The sequence below is a fragment of the Paraburkholderia bryophila genome (assembly GCF_003269035.1).
Classification (GTDB): Bacteria; Pseudomonadota; Gammaproteobacteria; order Burkholderiales; family Burkholderiaceae; genus Paraburkholderia; species Paraburkholderia bryophila.
Window position 1 is genome coordinate 431,195 of sequence record NZ_QLTK01000002.1, and the last position, 17,187, is coordinate 448,381.

Here is a 17,187-nt window from a genome sequence, read left to right on the forward strand (position 1 = left end):
TTTTGAGACATTACTTTCTGTAAGGAAGGCTTTTATGCACCATGGCATCGGCTTCATTCAGGATCTGGCGGTCGTGATGGCGCTCGCCGGCGTCGTCACCGTGCTGTTCCATCGCCTGAAGCAGCCGGTGGTGCTCGGCTATATCGCGGCGGGCGTGATCATCGGACCGTACACGCCGCCGTTTCAATTGATCCACGACGAGCAGACCATCCAGACGCTGGGCGAACTCGGCGTGGTGTTCCTGATGTTTTCGCTCGGCCTCGAATTCAGTCTGCGCAAGCTTTTCAAGGTCGGCGCGACGGCGATCGTCGCGGCGCTCTCCGAAATCGTGCTGATGCTGTGGATCGGCTACGAGATCGGCAGCGCGTTCGGCTGGAGTTCGATGGACTCGCTGTTCCTCGGCGCGATCCTGGCGATCTCGTCGACCACCATCATCGTCAAGGCGCTCTCGGAGTTGGGGCTCAAGCGCGAGAGCTTCGCGCAACTGGTGTTCGGGATTCTGATCGTCGAGGACATTCTCGCCATCGCGATGCTCGTGCTGCTGTCAGGCATCGCGCAGACCGGGCAGTTGAGCGCGGGCGTCGCAATGGTGACGCTCGGCAAGCTGCTGCTGTTCATGACCGTGTCGCTGGTGGTCGGCATCCTGGTGGTGCCGCGCGCGTTGAATTACGTGGCGCGTGCCCGGAGCGACGAGATGCTGCTGGTGTCGGTGCTCGGCTTCTGCTTCGGCTTCTGTCTGCTGGTGGTCAAGCTTGATTACAGCATCGCGCTCGGCGCGTTTCTGATCGGCGCGATCATGGCGGAATCGCGTCATCTGCATCGCATCGAGCATCTGATCGCGCCGCTGCGCGACGCGTTTTCGGCGATCTTCTTCGTGACGATCGGTTTGATGCTGAACCCGGCCGTGCTGGTCGACTATGCGTGGCCGATCGCGGTGATCACGGTGGCGGTGATCGTCGGCAAGATCGTGTCGTGCGGGCTCGGGACCTTTCTGGCCGGCAAGGACGGCCGCACGGCGATGCGGGTCGGCATGACCGTGTCGCAGATCGGCGAGTTCTCGTTCATCATCGCGTCGCTCGGCTTAACGCTGAAGGTGACCAGCGCGTTTCTGTATCCGATCGCGGTGGCGGTGTCGGCGTTGACCACGCTGTTCACGCCGTATCTGATCAAGGCCGCGGATCCGCTGACGCAGCGTTTGGGCCATGCCATGCCGCGCACGCTGGCGAACGGTTTCGGCCTGTATGGCCAGTGGTTGCGCAGTCTGAGCACCGGGAGCGGTGAGCCGACACTGTTCAGCATGACGCGGCGGATCATCCTGCAAATTGCGGTGAATCTCGCACTGGTCGCCGCTATTTTTCTGACGGTCTCGTACAGCGCGCCTTACACCACTGTGTGGCTCGCGCATTGGCTGGCTGCCGAACCGTTGCAGCGTGTGGTGTTGTGGAGCATCGCGCTGATCGTGTCGTTGCCGTTTCTGGTGGCGGTCTACCGGAAGACCAAATCGCTCGCCTTGCTGCTCGCCGAAGTCAGCGTTCAACCGGCGACGGCGGGGCGCTTCACGCGCGCGATCCGTTACGCCATTTCCGATCTGGTTCCGCTGGTGTCGATGGTCGGCGTGTTTCTCCTGCTGGCCGCGCTTTCCGGCGGGATCTTGCCGCCCACGGGTCTGCTCACTGCCGTGCTGATCTGCGCGGCGCTGTTGCTGGCGCTCGTCTGGCGCTGGTGCGTGAAGATTCACGCGGCGATGCAGATCGCGCTGCGCGAAACCTTCGACGAACAGCCGGATCCCTGATGAGGTCCGGCGAGATTGTGTCTTCTGAATCAACAATGTGAGCAATTGTGTGCGGGTTTGCGGGGCTTGGCCCGCTAGCGGATAATCAGGGCATATTCATTCGTTCGCGTGGAAGGCGCCTGTCTGACTGTCATGAGCGAAAACAAACCTGAAAACGCCGGCCAGCCCGGCAGTCCTTCGTCGCCTTCGGCGTCGCCCGCGCCGTCTGGCGCAAGTCCTTCTGGTGCAATTTCTGGGTCGGGTGCGCCCTCGGGGGCGGGTTCCGGCGGGACGACCGGCGGGCCTTCCGGTGCGAGTTCGGGCACGTCGAGCGGCGCCCCGTCCGGCGCGTCGTTCAAGCCCGCCGAGCCGCCGGCGGATCCCGCGGCCTCGTTGCCTCTCTCGCACGAAGATTCCATCCAGTCGCCGATCAAGGACGTGAAAACGCCGTCCGCTGCGTCGGAGGCTGCGGCCGAGGAAGCGGCCGTCAGATCGTCGACCGACGACCCCGACAGCGCCTCCGCCGTGACGCCGGCCGATCCGCAAGCTGCACGGCAGCGCGATGCCGCCGAAGCGCGTAGTGCCGCCGCGGCATCGACGGCCAGCCAGGAGGCGGCGGTTCATGACAAAGCGGCCCGCGAGGCTCGCGTCCACGCTACGCCCGCCGAACCGCAAGCCGCGCCGCAACACCAGACCACGCTTTCGGGCAGCGAGCCGCTTACCGGCGAAGCGATGTCCTCAACGGACGCGGATAGTACCGCCTCGGTACCGGAAGCGCCCGCCGCATCCACCGCGCGTCCGGCCGGCGCGCCTCCACCCGGCTTCGGCGCCGCGCCGGATTTTTCCGCCTCCAATCCGCCGCCGCCCAACGCCTTGCCGCCGTCGCCGCCGCGCTATCTGAAGCAGAACGATTCGGCGTGGACCGTGTTCGGGCGCATCATCGCCGCGCGCGCTCGCCAGTTGTTCGATCGCGCCGGTCAGCGGATCACGCAGCGCACGTTGCGCATCGGCGTCTCGGCGCGGATTTTTCACCCGGAGCCGGGTGCCAAGGGGCTGCGCGGCAAGACCCTGCAGTATCTAGAGGAATCGATCGCGCACTGGGTCATGTCGCGCGACGTGCTGGTGTTCATGATCCCCACGGTCGGTCATCAGGGCATGCTGCACCCGAGCAATATCCGTTTGCGCGACTATGCGAAGCATCTCGACGGTCTGCTGCTGCAAGGCGGCGCGGATGTCTCGCCGCAGTCGTACGCGGAAAGCGCGACCAGCCACGAGTGGCCGGGCGATCGCGTGCGCGACATGTACGAGCTCGAATTGCTGCATGAATTCATCGAGTCGGGCAAACCGGTGCTCGGCGTATGCCGCGGATGCCAACTGATCAACGTGGCGTTCGGCGGCACGCTGTATCAGGACATCGCCACCGATGTGCCCACCGCCGGCGCGCACGTCAACGAGAACTACGATCAGCATCGGCACGGAATTCACTTTCCGGACGGCTCGACGCTGGCCAACATGTTCCCCGGCCGGCGCGATGCGATCGTCAACTCGATTCACCATCAGGCGGTCAAGACGCTGGGGCGCGACCTCAATATCGAAGCGGTATCGGCGTCCGACGGGATTATCGAGGCGGTGCGTTACCGTCGTGCGCCGTTCGTGATGGGGGTGCAGTGGCATCCGGAGTTTCATCGCGCCGGTGGCCCGGAACTGCTGGATTGCACGCCGTTGCTGGATACGTTCCTGAGGGTGGCGCGCGAAACGCGCTTTTAAGTGGGAGGGAGCGCTAGGTCTGCGTCTCGATGGCGCGGCCTGGTGCTCCGGATGGTGTTCTGTTTTCCGTACGTTGTCGGTTCGCGGAGTGTGTCCCTCGACAATGCAGCTTGCACTTCACGCTCGCGCAATCCGGCTCCCGGCGCATCGCCAGTTTTCGCCGGATTCACCTTAATCCCATGCAGATTCGGATTCGTCCGCACACGAGGCGGATCGTCGTGTTTTCGTGCAATCCCAATGCATTTATTCCGCGATAAGCCGGCCTTATTCAGCGGATTGTTCGCGATCTATTTGTCTCAATTTAAAGTCCCGTTTCGGGACGCGTGAGTACTTCGCTTGACGGCTGATCCGCGCGATAATCGTCTGCTGTTTTGATTTCGCATGGAGCACGGTATGAAGTACCCCTTAACTGTATGGCGCGCCATGTTGCTCGCAACCTCGTGTGTGCTGTTGCAGCAAAGTGGTTTCGTGCTGGCGGCGCAAGACGGCGAGGCCGCACCCGTGGCCGGCACGCGGCCGGCCATGAACGCCATGACCGCGCAGCCGGTCGGCAACGCGCCGGGCGTCGCGGCATTGGGCATCTCAGCCACCACGGCTATGCCTGCCGCCGAATCGCAGGGCAACGTCGCCGAGTTGATGCAAATGATTCACGACACAAAGTTGAACGAACTGCGCACCACGTACAACGGCAGCTATGGCGCGAGTCTGTTCTTCTATCCGCAGGAAATGACGTATTACGTCGCGTTGTTTCAGGATAAACATTTCTGGCGCGTCATCAAATCGGAAGACGCGGCGCGCGCGGAATTGATCTATGCGCAGTTTGTCCAGCAAACGGCGCAACTCGCCGAGGTCGAAATTCGTCGCACGCAACTGCTGGCGCAGAAGGCCTATATCGAAGACATCATCGCGCTGTCCGAAGATCGCGCGAAACGTCTGCAGGCCGATCTCACCGTCGCACGTGCGCAGCAGGCCAAGGTCAACGACTACCAACGGCAGACGCAGAGCGAAGCCGCCGCGTTGCGTTTGGAAAAGGAAAAAGCGCAGGCGCAACTGCGGCAGGTGCAGGGTGAGGTACTGCAGTTGCAACGACAAACCGAATCGGGATTGCCGCTGCAGAAGTGAGCGCAACACTGCAAAAAAAGCCCGGCCAATATGAGGCCGGGCTTTTTAATCACGCTGTTCTGCGTGACGTGATTTGATTACTTCGAAAACTGATCCGGGATATCCGTCACACGACGCTGCGATAGATGGTTCATCCATTCCGTCTCGCTGGCAACGGGCGCTTCGGCGGGGGATGCCGGGCGAGGCGGTGGCGACATAGCCCGAACGGGTGTTGCGGTCGACATCGTCACCGAAGCGTATGGGCCGCCGTCCGATTGCGCCGGCACGAACGGCGCGTGAGAGCCAATGTCCGCAGGCTTGCGCAGCGCTTGCGTGGCGATTGTCGAGCCGGCGACGCCCGGTACGCGGTCGCTTCTGACAGTAGCGAATGCGGGCTTGTAGGAAGCGACGGGTTTTGCGTTGCCGTGCCGACCTTCTTCGTGCGACCCGGAAATCTTTTCGCGAAAATCTTCGCCATGCCGCAATGCCGAATGGCCGGATTCATTTGCCAATGGCTCTGCCAGCGCCGGTGCCGACATGGCAGTTTTTCCGGAGGTCTCGTCGGACCTCAACGGCTGTGCGTTGCCCGAATCCACCGCCGCGTTCACGGGCGACGACGCCATGTCCTGCGCGCTCACACTGCCGGCCTGGCTAGCCGCTCGCGCCGTGAAGGCGTCGGTGGGGCCGCTTTGTGTCGACGCAGCACCGCGATCGACGGTGGTTGTCTTCGCGGGGCGTGCCTCGCTGATTGCATGGGGACGCGGCGAGTGGTCGAGCACGATCCACGCCAGTAACGCCGCGCCGCTCAGTGCGCAAGCGCCGCCTGCCAACGCGTTCCGATGACGCGGCGCGCGCTGCGAAGGCGCCTCAACCGCCGGCCGACGAGCAGACCCCGATGAACGTACGTCGACGGAAAATTTCGTTGCCCGGTCGAGCGGCGCATGGCCAGAAGGGGCCGGTTCTTCGCGGGGCTGGGTTCGCGCGCCGGCAATCACCTGGCGCGGTTCCTCCGGCATCAGCGGTACCCATTTGCAAAACGAGCGGAAGGTCTGATCGCTCATGCAGAAGGTGTGGACCACTGCGGCATACAGCGCTTTGAGCTCGGTCCGCCAACTATAGCCCGGCGGGCGATACACCCAGTCGCGGCCGAAGGGGGCAGGAAAATAACGGCCCGACGGGCGCATACGCGGCAGCGCCATCGAGCCCTCGATCAGGGTAAAAGGAATCGTGGACATGGATATCTTCCAGCATCTCGAAAGGGAGCGGCCAATAGGCAGAACAGGCAGCCCCGTGGAATGGTGGGTCGACAGGCCTCGGAAGATGCGCGTAAGACGCCGTGCGTGCGCATCCTGAGTCAACGTCGGAACCGGCATCACGCCGACGCCAAGTTCGGCGCGCGCAAGCGTTCAAACGTAAAGCTGTCGGGATGAGGAAGATAATGCTCGGGAGCGTCCAAAGTCGCGATCGGACGTTTCTGAAAATTGATATAGAAACGTCCAGGCTCCGGCAACGTCGAGCGACCCGCGAACCAGTCGGCGCTGTCTATTTTTGCAGTCGGTACACGTAGCGTAGGGCGGTGATGTCCATGCCGCCCATGTGATCGGGTTCCGCGCCCACGAACTGCCAGCCTTGCCGTTCGTAGAAGCCGATTGCCGGCGTATTGCCTTCGAGCACATACAGATACAACTGCGCCTCGCCTTGCGCGCGCGTCCAGTCCTCGGCGGCGCGCATCAGCAGCTTGCCGACCCCGATGCCCTGATAGCCCGGCAACGCGTGCAGGTTGTCGAGCAACACGCCCCACGCCGATTCCGGCTGACGTTCCGCGCAAACAAAACCAATCGGCTCGCCGTCGAGTTCGGCGATCCGAACGATGCGGCGCTCGCTGCCCGGCGCGGCCAGACGCGCTTCCCAATACGCCGCGCGTTCATGCGCGACTTCACCGTCGAGAAAAGCGTCGGGCAACAAACCGCGATAGGTGGCTTGCCAGCTGGCGGCGTGGATCGAGGCAATCAGAGCGGCATCGGCGAGGGTCGCGGGGCGCAGCGAGAGAGTGCGGTTGACTTGCATCGGGGTGGCGATCAGCACGAAGTGGCGGGACGCAAATTCTAGCGGGACGACGGCCATCGTCGTTGGCCGGCGGGATCTGTAAAGAATCCGTGTGGATCACGCGACACCGCCAACAACGGTAACATTACGTGGGAAGGGCTCGGCCTGTTTCACAACGTTTACCCTGATATCAGCCGAGTCCTTTCAGCATGAAAATGCAGCGCCCCCGGCGCGTTCCTGTTTCGTTTTGCCAGTGGCGTCCGCCTCACCGAAGCGAGTGGATCGTATCAACTGCCTGATCGCCGCCAGAACCGAGGGCGACGGGCTTTCCAGAGAATGTCATGTCTACAGCGACACACGCCACTTCCTCATCCCAGGAATCGAAAGTCAAGACCGTATTCCGCGTCGTCAGCGGTAACTTTCTTGAGATGTACGACTTCATGGTCTACGGCTATTACGCGTCGGCCATCGCCAAGACCTATTTCCCGAGCGGTAACGAATTCGCGTCGCTGATGCTATCGCTGTCGGTGTTCGGCGCGGGCTTCCTGATGCGTCCGCTCGGCGCGATCGTGCTCGGCGCGTACATCGACCATCACGGCCGCCGCAAAGGCCTGATTCTCACGCTCGGCCTGATGGCGCTCGGCACGCTCACGGTGGCGGCGATTCCAGGTTACGCGACGATCGGCGTGCTGGCGCCGGCGCTCGTGCTGTTCGGCCGCCTGCTGCAGGGCTTCTCTGCCGGCGTCGAACTGGGTGGCGTGTCCGTGTATCTGTCGGAGATCGCGACCAGGGGCAACAAGGGCTTCTATTGCGCGTGGCAGTCGGGCAGCCAGCAGGTCGCGGTGGTGTTCGCGGCGCTGATCGGCGTGGTGCTGAATAAAGTTTTGCCGGCTGATCAGATGGGCGCCTGGGGCTGGCGCGTACCGTTCCTGATCGGCTGTCTCATCGTGCCGTTCCTGTTCCTGATTCGCCGTTCGCTGCAGGAAACCGAGGAATTCAAGGCACGCAAGCATCGTCCAAGCATGGGCGAGATCCTCAAGACCATGGCCGCCAACTGGGGCATCGTGCTCGGCGGCATGGGCATGGTGATCATGACCACGGTGTCGTTCTACATGATCACCGCTTATACGCCGACTTTCGGCAAGGAAGTGCTGAAACTGTCGTCGATCGATACGCTGGTGGTGACCGTCTGTATCGGCCTGTCGAACCTGATCTGGCTGCCGCTCGCGGGCGCCTTGTCGGATCGGATCGGCCGCCGTCCGGTGCTGCTGGCTTTCACGATTCTCACCATCATTACCGCGTATCCGGCGTTGCAATGGCTGGTCGCCGAACCGTCGTTCGCGCGTCTGCTGGCCGTCGAATTGTGGCTGTCGTTCCTGTACGGCAGCTATAACGGCGCGATGGTGGTGGCGCTGACCGAAGTGATGCCGGTCGAAGTACGCACCGCCGGTTTCTCGCTGGCGTACAGCCTCGCGACAACGATTGGCGGCTTCACGCCGGCCATCTCCACATTGCTGATCCATACCACCAGCAACAAGGCGGCGCCGGGGCTGTTCCTCGGTGCGGCGGCGATCTGCGGGTTGATCGCGACGCTGGTGCTGTATCGCACGCCGGAATCGCGCAATCAGTATCGAGCGGCCTGACGCTTACCGTCCTTAGTTCGGTGGGACAAACAAAAACCCCGCGCTCTGAAAAAGCGCGGGGTTTTTGTTTGGGCGCAATGGCGGTTAGCCGGCACGCGCCAATCGACAGCGAAACAACGGTTCGCGCGTGCTGGTTAACCGTGGCGCAACTCGCTCGCCACCGTTTCGACGACTTCATGCCACGCACCCGGCCGCGGCTGACGCACGAGCGTCGCGCCGGGATACCAGGGGCTGCGCGCGTCGCCGGTAAACCAGCGCCAATCCGCCGCAAACGGCAGCATCAACCACAACGGCTTGCGCAGCGCGCCGGCAAGGTGGGCGATGGAGGTATCGATCGACACCACCGCATCGAGCCGCTCGATGATCGCCGCCGTGTCCGCGAAATCGCCGATCCGTTTATCGAAGCGATGAATCGACCCCGCGCGCGGATGGCTGTCGAGTGCCGCGCGTTCGTCCGCGCTCAGCTCGGGTTGCAGCACGATCCAGTCGATGCCGTCGAGCGCGAACAGCGCATCCAGCGCGGCGAGCGGCATGGAACGGGTCTCGTTGGCCTGGATACGCCCCGTCCACGCGATGCCGATCTTGCGTTTCGCCTGACCGCCGAGCGAGCCACGCCATTTGCGGCCATAGGCGGCCGGCACGTCGAGGTAGGGCGTGCGCGCCGGAATGGTGTCGTAAGTCGTGCCGAGCGCGAGCGGCAAGCTGAGCAGCGGGCAATGGAGATCGGCGGTCGGGCGCGGCGTGCCCTGGGCGATCAGCGTTACACGCCAGGTCTGCGCCACCGGGGCTAGCAGCGGCAACAGTGACGGCTGCACTTCGAGCACGACACGCGCGGCGCGTTGCGCGGCGAGCGGCACGAAGCGCGCGAACTGCAGCGTGTCGCCGAAACCTTGCTCGGCGTGAATCAGCAGCGTGCGTTGATCGATCGGTTCTCCGTGCCAGCGCGGCAGCGTTTGAATCGCCGGCTCGGCCATGGTTTGCAGCCGCCACTCGTACTCCGGCAGTCCGCGCGCGAAATCGCGCAGGGCGAGCCACGCCAACGCACGGTTCATATGGGCGGACGCGAGGTCCGGACGCTGGCGCAAGGCCTGATCGAACGCGCGTACGGCGGGCGCATGCGCCCCCAGCGCGAGGTGCGCGTTGCCGAGACTGAGCCACGCCAGCGCGAATTGCGGATCGAGACCGACCGAGCGTTCGAGATACGGCAGCGCCTGCGCGTGACGGCCCAGCGCCGCCAGCGCATTGCCCATGCCGAAAATGGCCGGCGGCAGGTTCGGCTGTAACCGCAGCGCCGCTTCGAATGACTTGACCGCTTCGGCGTGGCGGCCGGTGGCGTCGAAGGTATTGGCGAGATTGAAGTGCGCGGCGACGAAGCGCGGTTCGGCGGCCAGCGCTTTCTCGAAGCAGGCAATCGCTTCGTCCGCGCGGCCGAGCGCGTTCAGCGACATGCCCATGTTGTTCAGCGCGCCGGCGTGGCCGGGGCGCAGCTGGAGCGCGCGCGTGAACGACGCGATCGCTTCCTTGTGCTGGCCAAGCGCGTGCCGCGCGTTGCCGAGATTGTTGTGCGACGACGCGTCGTCCGGCTGCAGGCGCAACGATTTCTCGAAGGCGTCGGCGGCGTCTTCATGACGACCCTGCGATGCGTACGCGTTGCCGAGGTTGTAGTGCGCCATCGGGAACGACGGCGCGAGCGTCAGCGCGTTGCGGAACTGTTCGATGGCGTCGTCGATCTGGCCCAGCGCCTTCAGCGCGTTGCCGAGGTTCAGTTGTAGCGCGGCGTCTTCCGGGCGCAGTTTCACCGCGCGCCGCACGAGTTCGGCGGCTTCGGCGTGCTGGCCCTGCTGATGGCGCAGGACGCCCAGCAGGTGCAAGGCGTCGACGTGCGTGGGGTTGCCTTCGAGCGTGGCGCGATAGTCGCGTTCGGCGTCGGCGAGGCGGCCGTCACGATGCGCCGCGAACGCGCGGTCAAATACAGGTTGCATGACGGGGGATGGGCATCGGGTGAGGCAGAGGCCGCATTTTCCCACACTCGACGCACCGCGCTCCGATTTGACCGGTCAGGTGGATGTGTATAACATATGAATACCTGTTCATATGTATGCCGATCATGACGACTGCCTTGGCGTCCAGCCCATCCAGCCCATCGAACATTCCGGGTAGCCGTGTCGAGGACCGTTCCGCGGACACCCTCGTGCCGCTCGCGGATCTGTTTCGCCTGCTGGGCGACCCGACGCGATTGCGGATCGTGCTGGCGTGCGTCGACGATCGTCGCGCGGTAGGGGCGATTGCGGAGGCGTTGGGCTTGTCGCCTTCGCTGGTGAGCCATCATTTGCGGTTGTTGCGGGCGGCGCGGATCGTGCGCGCGGAGCGCCAGGGCAAGCAGGTGTTCTACCTCGCCGCTGACCGTCACATCAGCGCAATGCTGACCAATATGCTGGAGCACGTGGCCGAACCGGCCAGCGATTTTCCCGTGGATGCGACATGACGAACACGAATAACCCGAATCGGGCAGTGGGAAAAAGCGCGGATGAGCACGCGTCGGTGCGGGTCGACGGGATCGACGGCGATGCCGTGCGTTCCGACGGGGCGCGGGACGGGCACGACCATGACGGCCCGCGCCACGAGCATAGCGGTGACGATCACGGCAGCGATAGCCACAGTCATGGCGGTCACGACCACAGCGGTCACGACCACAGCGGCCACAGCCACGCCGGCCATTCCCACGCCCACGCCCCCATCCCAGGCCACGGCCGCGCGTTCGCGCTCGCCGTCGCGCTGAACGTCCTGATCGTCGTGATCCAGGCGATCTACGGCGTCATCGCCCATTCCACCGCCTTGCTTGCCGACGCCGGCCACAACCTCTCCGACGTGCTCGGCCTGCTGCTTGCGTGGGGCGCCGGCTGGCTCGCCACGCGGCGTCCCTCGGCACGCTACACGTTCGGCTACGGCAGTTCGTCGATTCTCGCGTCGCTCGCCAATGCGGGGCTGCTGCTGTTCGCGTGCGGCGTGATCGTTGCCGAGGCGATCGGCCGACTGATGAACCCGGCGCCGGTAGCCGGCCTCGCGGTGTTCGTGGTGGCCACCACCGGCGTGGTCGTCAACGGTATTTCCGCGTGGCTCTTCATGCGTGGGCAGAAGGAAGATCTGAATATCCGCGGCGCATTCCTGCACATGGCGGCGGATGCCGGTATTTCGGCGGCTGTCGCGATCAGCGGCCTGGTGATTCTCTACACCGACTGGACGTGGCTCGACCCGGTGATGAGCCTGCTGGTCGTCGCCGTCGTGGTGGTCGGCACGTGGGGATTGCTGCGCGATTCGGTGCGCCTCGCGCTCGACGCCGTGCCGCCCGGCGTCGACCTCGGACACATTCGCGAGTATCTCGCCACCCAGCCCGGCGTCGTGGATGTGCACGACTTGCACGTGTGGGCGCTGTCGACCACCGGCAATGCGCTCAGCGCGCATCTGGTGATGCCGGCAGGCCATCCCGGCGACGAATCGCTCGACGCCATTGTGATTGTGCTGCGGGAGCGTTTCTCGATGCAGCACGCTACGCTGCAGGTCGATCTCGGCACCACCGAGCATCATTGCGCGATGGAGCATGCGGGGCACGCGCATTGACGTAGGCGTGATCCACCGCGCAACGATCGCACACGGGCATGCAACCAGCCGTAACGTAGTCACTTCGAACTCCGCAATACAGTCTCACCCAACGCGTTCCAACCCGCGTTCCATGATGCAGCGCATCGCAAAACGTCTCACCGCCGACGACTCCAGAGCGGCTTCGTCAGGGCGTACACTAGAACGCACTGCTGCTCCCGGAGCCCCGCATGGACGTTGCTGCAAACAACGCGTCGCCGGTGCTGATCGTCGGCGCGGGTCCGACCGGACTTGCCGCTGCCATGAGCCTCGCGCGTGCTCACGTTCCCGTGCGTCTGATCGACAAGGCCATGCAGCCGAGCCCGTATTCGCGCGCCATCGGCATCCAGGCGCGCACGCTCGAACTGTTCGAGCAACATCGTCTGGTCGAACCGTTTCTCGCCCTCGGTCATCGCGCGCGCGTGGCCAATCTCTTTTCCAACGGCATGCGTCTCGCGCGGCTCGATTTCGATCCGCTGCACACGCGCTACCCGTATCTGCTGTTTCTCGACCAGGCCGTGACCGAGCGTTTGCTGACCGAGCATCTCGCGACGCTCGGCGTAGTGATCGAACGCGGCGTCGAATTGATGAATTTCGCACAAGGCTCCGCCAGCGTTCAGGCGACGCTGCGCCGCGCCGACGGTCACACGGAGACCCTGCGTCCGTCCTATCTGATCGCCGCCGACGGCGCGCATAGCGCGGTGCGTCACCGGCTCGGCCTGAGCTTCGCGGGCAAGACCTTCGAACAGACCTTCCTGCTCGCCGACCTGCACGCCGAAACCGATTGGCCCGACGACGAGTTTCATCTGTTCGCCTCGAACGACGGCCTGGTCGCGCTGTTCCCAATGGGCCACGGCCGGCATCGCTTGATTGCCGATCATGCGGTCGAGGCGCCGGCCATGGCGCCGGCCGCCACGCCCGCCGTGCTGGGTGAACCGCCGCTCGACCGCGTGCCGCCGCCGTCGCTCGACGACTGCAAGGCGCTGATCGCGCGCCGCGTGCGCGAACGCGTCGACGTGTCGGACCTCAAGTGGTCCGCGCACTTCCATTTGAACAGCCGGATGGTGGACCGCTTGCGCGTCGGCCGGATCTTTCTCGCGGGCGACGCCGCGCACGTGCACAGCCCGGCCGGCGCGCAAGGGATGAACACGGGCATTCAGGAAGCGTTCAATCTCGGCTGGAAACTCGCTCGCGTGCTGAAGAGCGCGGCGCCGGACCGTCTGCTCGATACCTACCACGCCGAACGGCATCCGATCGAGCGCGACGTGCTGCGTCAAACCGGCTTCGTCACGCAGATGGCCGAAGCCGATCATGGACCGCTAAAGCTGCTGCGCGAACGCGTGATGCCGGTGCTCGCCGCGCTCGGTCCGTTGCGTGACGCCGCGCGTCTGACGATCAGCGAGTTGTCGATCCAGTACCGGCGCAGTCCGCTCACGCTCGAACGGGTGCTCGACGGCGGCCCGCGCGCCGGCGAACGGGCGCCGGACGCGCTGGTGCATGTGGTGGATGGACCGTTGGGCCGCGCGCCCGGCGTCGGCTGTCTTTTCGACCTGCACGACCCGGCGTTCTTCTCGCTGTTTCTGCTGGTGCCGCCACTGCCGGTCGACGGCACGCCGCTCGATCCCGCCGCGAAACATGCGTCGCCGCCAGACCCGGATCAGGATCGCATGGCGGCCGAAGTCGAACGTCTGTTGCCGGGCGCGGTGCGTATCTGGCGCATTACCGATACGACCGGCGAGGGCGGCCCGGCGCTGTCCGAATCGTACGGACGCACACGGCCTTCGTTCTACCTCGTGCGACCGGATGGCTATATCAGCGCGCGCGGGCGCACCGGCACCGATCTGCACGCCTTGCTGCGGCATTGCGAGGCGTGGTTCGCGGTGGGCGGCGAGATTTCCGAGCCGACGTCGCTATGACGCGGGCGGCCGCAAAGCCGCAAAGCCGCAAAGCCGCAAAGCCGCAAAGCCGAAAAAGCCGCAAAACCGCAACGCGTTAAACCGGTGCGGGCGCCGCAGGCGTCAATTGCTCGCGGTGTTCCACCAGCGCTTCCCTGACGATCGCCGACATCTCGACGCCGCCCGCTGCCGGTTCATCGAGCGCCGCCAGCAACGCGCGTCGCATGCGCGGCTCCCAGAAGCGGCGGATATGATCGGCGATCCCGCCCAGCGCTTCTTCGCGGTCCGGCATCGAATCGAAAAAGTCGCCGATCCGGTTCGCCATGTCGATCAGATTCTGATTGTCCATGGCGCGCCTCACTTACCCGAGGTGACGTTGGCCAGCTCGCGTTGCTTCAGCAGATCGAGCTGTTCGGTATTGAAGCGCGAATAATCCTTCTGCCATTGCGACGGCTGTTCGACCGGCATCACCTGTACCGCCGTCACCTTGTATTCCGGGCAGTTGGTGGCCCAGTCGGAGCTGTCGGTGGTGATCACGTTGGCGCCCGATTCGGGGAAGTGGAACGTGGTGTAGACCACGCCCGGCTGCATCCGCTCGGTGACCTTCGCGCGCAACACGGTTTGGCCCGCGCGCGATTCGATGCCGACCCAGTCGTCCGTTTTGATGCCGCGCTCCTCGGCATCGTGCGGATGGATTTCCAGCCGGTCCTCGTCGTGCCAGCGCGAGTTCTCGGTGCGGCGTGTCTGCGCGCCGACGTTGTACTGCGACAGAATCCGCCCGGTGGTTAGCAGCAGCGGGAATTTTCGCGTGACCTTTTCCGGCGTCGCGATGAACTTCGTAATCACGAACTTGCCCTTGCCGCGCACGAACGTATCGATATGCATGGTCGGCGTACCGTCCGGCGCGTTCTCGTTGCACGGCCACTGAATGCTGCCGAGCTCGTCGAGTTTCCGGTACGACACGCCATGAAAGGTCGGCGTGAGTCGCGCGATCTCGTCCATGATCTGAGACGGGTGCGTGTAGTCCATCTCGTAGCCGAGCGCGCGCGCGAGCATGACCGTGACTTCCCAGTCGGCGTAGCCCGGCACCGGCGGCATCACCTTGCGCACGCGCGAGATGCGGCGCTCCGCGTTGGTGAAGGTGCCGTCCTTTTCGAGGAACGACGAACCCGGCAGCAGCACGTGCGCGTATTTCGCGGTCTCGTTGAGGAAAATGTCCTGCACCACGATGCATTCCATCGACGACAGCGCCGCCGCCACATGATGCGTGTTCGGATCCGACTGCACGATGTCTTCGCCCTGGCAATACAGGCCCTTGAAGGTGCCGTGCACGGCGGCGTCGAACATGTTCGGAATCCGCAGGCCCGGTTCGGGTTGCAGCGTGACGTTCCAGGCCTGCTCGAACAGGGTGCGCGTGACCGTGTCGCTGATATGCCGGTAGCCCGGCAACTCGTGCGGGAACGAGCCCATGTCGCACGAACCCTGCACGTTGTTCTGGCCGCGCAGCGGATTCACGCCGACCCCTTCGCGGCCGATGTTGCCGGTGACCATCGCGAGATTGGCGATGCCCATCACCATCGTCGAGCCTTGCGCGTGTTCGGTGACGCCGAGGCCGTAATAGATCGCGGCATTGCCGCCGGTCGCGTAGATGCGCGCCGCTTCGCGCACGTGTTGAGCCGGCACGCCGCTCAACGCTTCGGTCGCTTCCGGCGCGTTCTCCGGCAGCGCGACGAAATCGCGCCACTGTTCGAACGCGCGCGTGTCGCAGCGCTCGGCCACGAATGCGGCGTTGAACAGGCCTTCGGTCACGATCACGTGGGCCAGCGCATTGACCACGGCCACGTTGGTGCCCGGCCGCAATTGCAGATGATGCGAGGCCTTCACATGCGGCGTGTCGACGATATCGATTCGCCGCGGATCGACCACGATCAGCTTCGCGCCTTCCCGCACACGGCGCTTGAGACGCGAGCCGAACACCGGGTGGCCGTCGGTCGGATTCGCGCCGATCACCATGATCACGTCGGCTTTATCGACCGAGGCGAACGTCTGCGTGCCCGCCGATTCGCCGAGCGTGGCCTTGAGGCCATAACCGGTCGGCGAGTGGCACACGCGCGCGCAGGTGTCGACATTGTTGTTGCCGAATGCGGCGCGCACCAGCTTCTGCACGAGATACGTTTCCTCGTTCGTGCAGCGCGACGAGGTAATCCCGCCGATCGAATCGCGGCCGTGCTGCGCCTGAATCCGGCGGAATTCCGACGCCGCGTAACTCAGCGCTTCTTCCCAGCTGACTTCGCGCCACGGGTCGGTGATCTTCGCGCGGATCATCGGCTTGGTGATGCGGTCCTTGTGCGTCGCATAGCCCCAGGCGAAGCGTCCCTTCACGCAGGCATGACCTTCGTTGGCCTGGCCGTTTTTGTGCGGCACCATCCGCACGACCTGGTTGCCCTTCATCTCCGCCTTGAACGAGCAGCCGACGCCGCAATACGCGCAAGTGGTGACGACCGAATGCTCGGCCTGGCCGAGCATGATCACCGACTTTTCCTGCAGCGTCGCGGTCGGACACGCGGCGACGCACGCGCCGCACGACACGCACTCCGATTCCATGAACGGCTGGTTTTCGCTCGCCGCCACGCGCGACTCGAAGCCCCGTCCGGCGATGGTCAGCGCGAACGTGCCCTGGGTTTCCTCGCACGCGCGCACGCAGCGATTGCAGACGATGCACTTCGACGCGTCGTAGGTGAAATACGGATTCGACTCGTCCTTCCTGTCCTTCAGGTGATTCGCGCCGTCGAAGCCGTAACGCACCTCGCGCAAACCCGTCACGCCCGCCATGTCCTGCAGTTCGCAGTCGCCGTTGGCGGGGCAGGTGAGGCAGTCGAGCGGGTGATCGGAGATGTACAGCTCCATCACGTTGCGGCGCAGCGATTGCAGACGGTCGGTCTGCGTGCGCACCTTCATGCCGGCTTCGACGGGCGTCGTACACGACGCCGGATAGCCGCGCTTGCCTTCGATCTCGACCAGACACAGGCGGCACGAGCCGAACGGTTCCAGTGAATCGGTGGCGCACAGTTTCGGCACGTTCACGCCAGCTTCGACGGCGGCGCGCATCACCGAGGTGCCGGCCGGCACCGTCACGCTCTGGCCGTCGATTTCCAGCGTGATATCGACATCCGCATGACGTTCCGGCGTGCCGTAGTCGGTGTCGTCGAAGAACGAGCGAGGCGCGCGGGCTTGCGCTTTCTGTTGCGCCTGCGACTTGCACGCGCAGTTGCCTGAGCCGCAGCCGCCGGTAGGGGAGTTGAGCACGTCGGACATGATGGGTTCCTGG

General features: G+C 64.5%; 12 protein-coding genes. 7 read left to right on the forward strand and 5 right to left on the reverse strand.

Annotation, left to right across the window (positions count from 1 at the left end; all coding sequences use genetic code 11):
* Window positions 1-34: 34 nt before the first annotated feature.
* From BX591_RS05510 to BX591_RS05520, 3 genes are all read left to right on the forward strand, one after another.
* Window positions 35-1,792, forward strand: a complete 1,758-nt coding sequence (locus tag BX591_RS05510) for a cation:proton antiporter (RefSeq protein WP_111929687.1) — start codon at window positions 35-37, stop codon at window positions 1,790-1,792.
* A gap of 132 nt (window positions 1,793-1,924) precedes the next feature.
* Window positions 1,925-3,538, forward strand: coding sequence for a gamma-glutamyl-gamma-aminobutyrate hydrolase family protein (locus BX591_RS05515; protein WP_111929688.1), 1,614 nt, complete (start codon window positions 1,925-1,927; stop codon window positions 3,536-3,538).
* A 393-nt stretch (window positions 3,539-3,931) separates the two neighbouring features.
* Window positions 3,932-4,660 carry a DUF2968 domain-containing protein gene (locus BX591_RS05520; RefSeq protein WP_111929689.1) on the forward strand — a complete coding sequence of 243 codons (729 nt, stop codon included), beginning with the start codon at window positions 3,932-3,934 and terminating at the stop codon, window positions 4,658-4,660.
* A gap of 77 nt (window positions 4,661-4,737) precedes the next feature.
* On the opposite strand, the gene BX591_RS05525 is transcribed toward BX591_RS05520, so the two are convergent.
* Both BX591_RS05525 and BX591_RS05530 read right to left on the reverse strand, forming a co-directional pair.
* Complete coding sequence (locus tag BX591_RS05525; RefSeq protein ID WP_111929690.1) at window positions 4,738-5,874, reverse strand: hypothetical protein; 1,137 nt, start codon at window positions 5,872-5,874, stop codon at window positions 4,738-4,740.
* A gap of 307 nt (window positions 5,875-6,181) precedes the next feature.
* Window positions 6,182-6,706, reverse strand: coding sequence for a GNAT family N-acetyltransferase (locus tag BX591_RS05530; protein ID WP_111929912.1), 525 nt, complete (start codon window positions 6,704-6,706; stop codon window positions 6,182-6,184).
* A gap of 320 nt (window positions 6,707-7,026) precedes the next feature.
* Between BX591_RS05530 and tcuC the strand changes: the two genes are divergently transcribed.
* Window positions 7,027-8,328 (forward strand): MFS transporter, encoded by a 1,302-nt coding sequence (tcuC, locus tag BX591_RS05535; RefSeq protein WP_111929691.1) that lies wholly within the window; start codon window positions 7,027-7,029, stop codon window positions 8,326-8,328.
* Between the two features lie 134 nt (window positions 8,329-8,462).
* Here tcuC and BX591_RS05540 read toward each other — a convergent pair whose 3' ends face one another.
* Entirely contained in the window at window positions 8,463-10,310 is a 1,848-nt protein-coding gene (locus tag BX591_RS05540) for a tetratricopeptide repeat protein (RefSeq protein WP_111929692.1), read from the reverse strand.
* Window positions 10,311-10,435: 125 nt separating this feature from the next.
* On the opposite strand from BX591_RS05540, the gene BX591_RS05545 reads away from it, so the two are divergent.
* From BX591_RS05545 to BX591_RS05555, 3 genes are all read left to right on the forward strand, one after another.
* Complete coding sequence (locus tag BX591_RS05545) at window positions 10,436-10,813, forward strand: ArsR/SmtB family transcription factor (RefSeq protein WP_176343017.1); 378 nt, start codon at window positions 10,436-10,438, stop codon at window positions 10,811-10,813.
* Window positions 10,810-11,946: a cation diffusion facilitator family transporter gene (locus BX591_RS05550; RefSeq protein ID WP_111929693.1), complete on the forward strand. Its 1,137-nt coding sequence runs from the start codon at window positions 10,810-10,812 to the stop codon at window positions 11,944-11,946. The genes BX591_RS05545 and BX591_RS05550 overlap by 4 nt, the downstream gene beginning before the upstream one ends.
* A 209-nt stretch (window positions 11,947-12,155) precedes the next feature.
* Complete coding sequence (locus BX591_RS05555; protein WP_111929694.1) at window positions 12,156-13,880, forward strand: FAD-dependent monooxygenase; 1,725 nt, start codon at window positions 12,156-12,158, stop codon at window positions 13,878-13,880.
* Between the two features lie 76 nt (window positions 13,881-13,956).
* Here the strand turns inward: BX591_RS05555 and BX591_RS05560 are convergent, their stop codons facing one another.
* On the reverse strand, window positions 13,957-14,208 hold the full coding sequence (locus BX591_RS05560) for a formate dehydrogenase subunit delta (protein ID WP_111929695.1): 252 nt from the start codon (window positions 14,206-14,208) through the stop codon (window positions 13,957-13,959).
* An 8-nt stretch (window positions 14,209-14,216) separates the two neighbouring features.
* Entirely contained in the window at window positions 14,217-17,174 is a 2,958-nt protein-coding gene (gene fdhF / locus BX591_RS05565; RefSeq protein ID WP_111929696.1) for a formate dehydrogenase subunit alpha, read from the reverse strand.
* Between the last annotated feature and the right edge of the window lie 13 nt (window positions 17,175-17,187).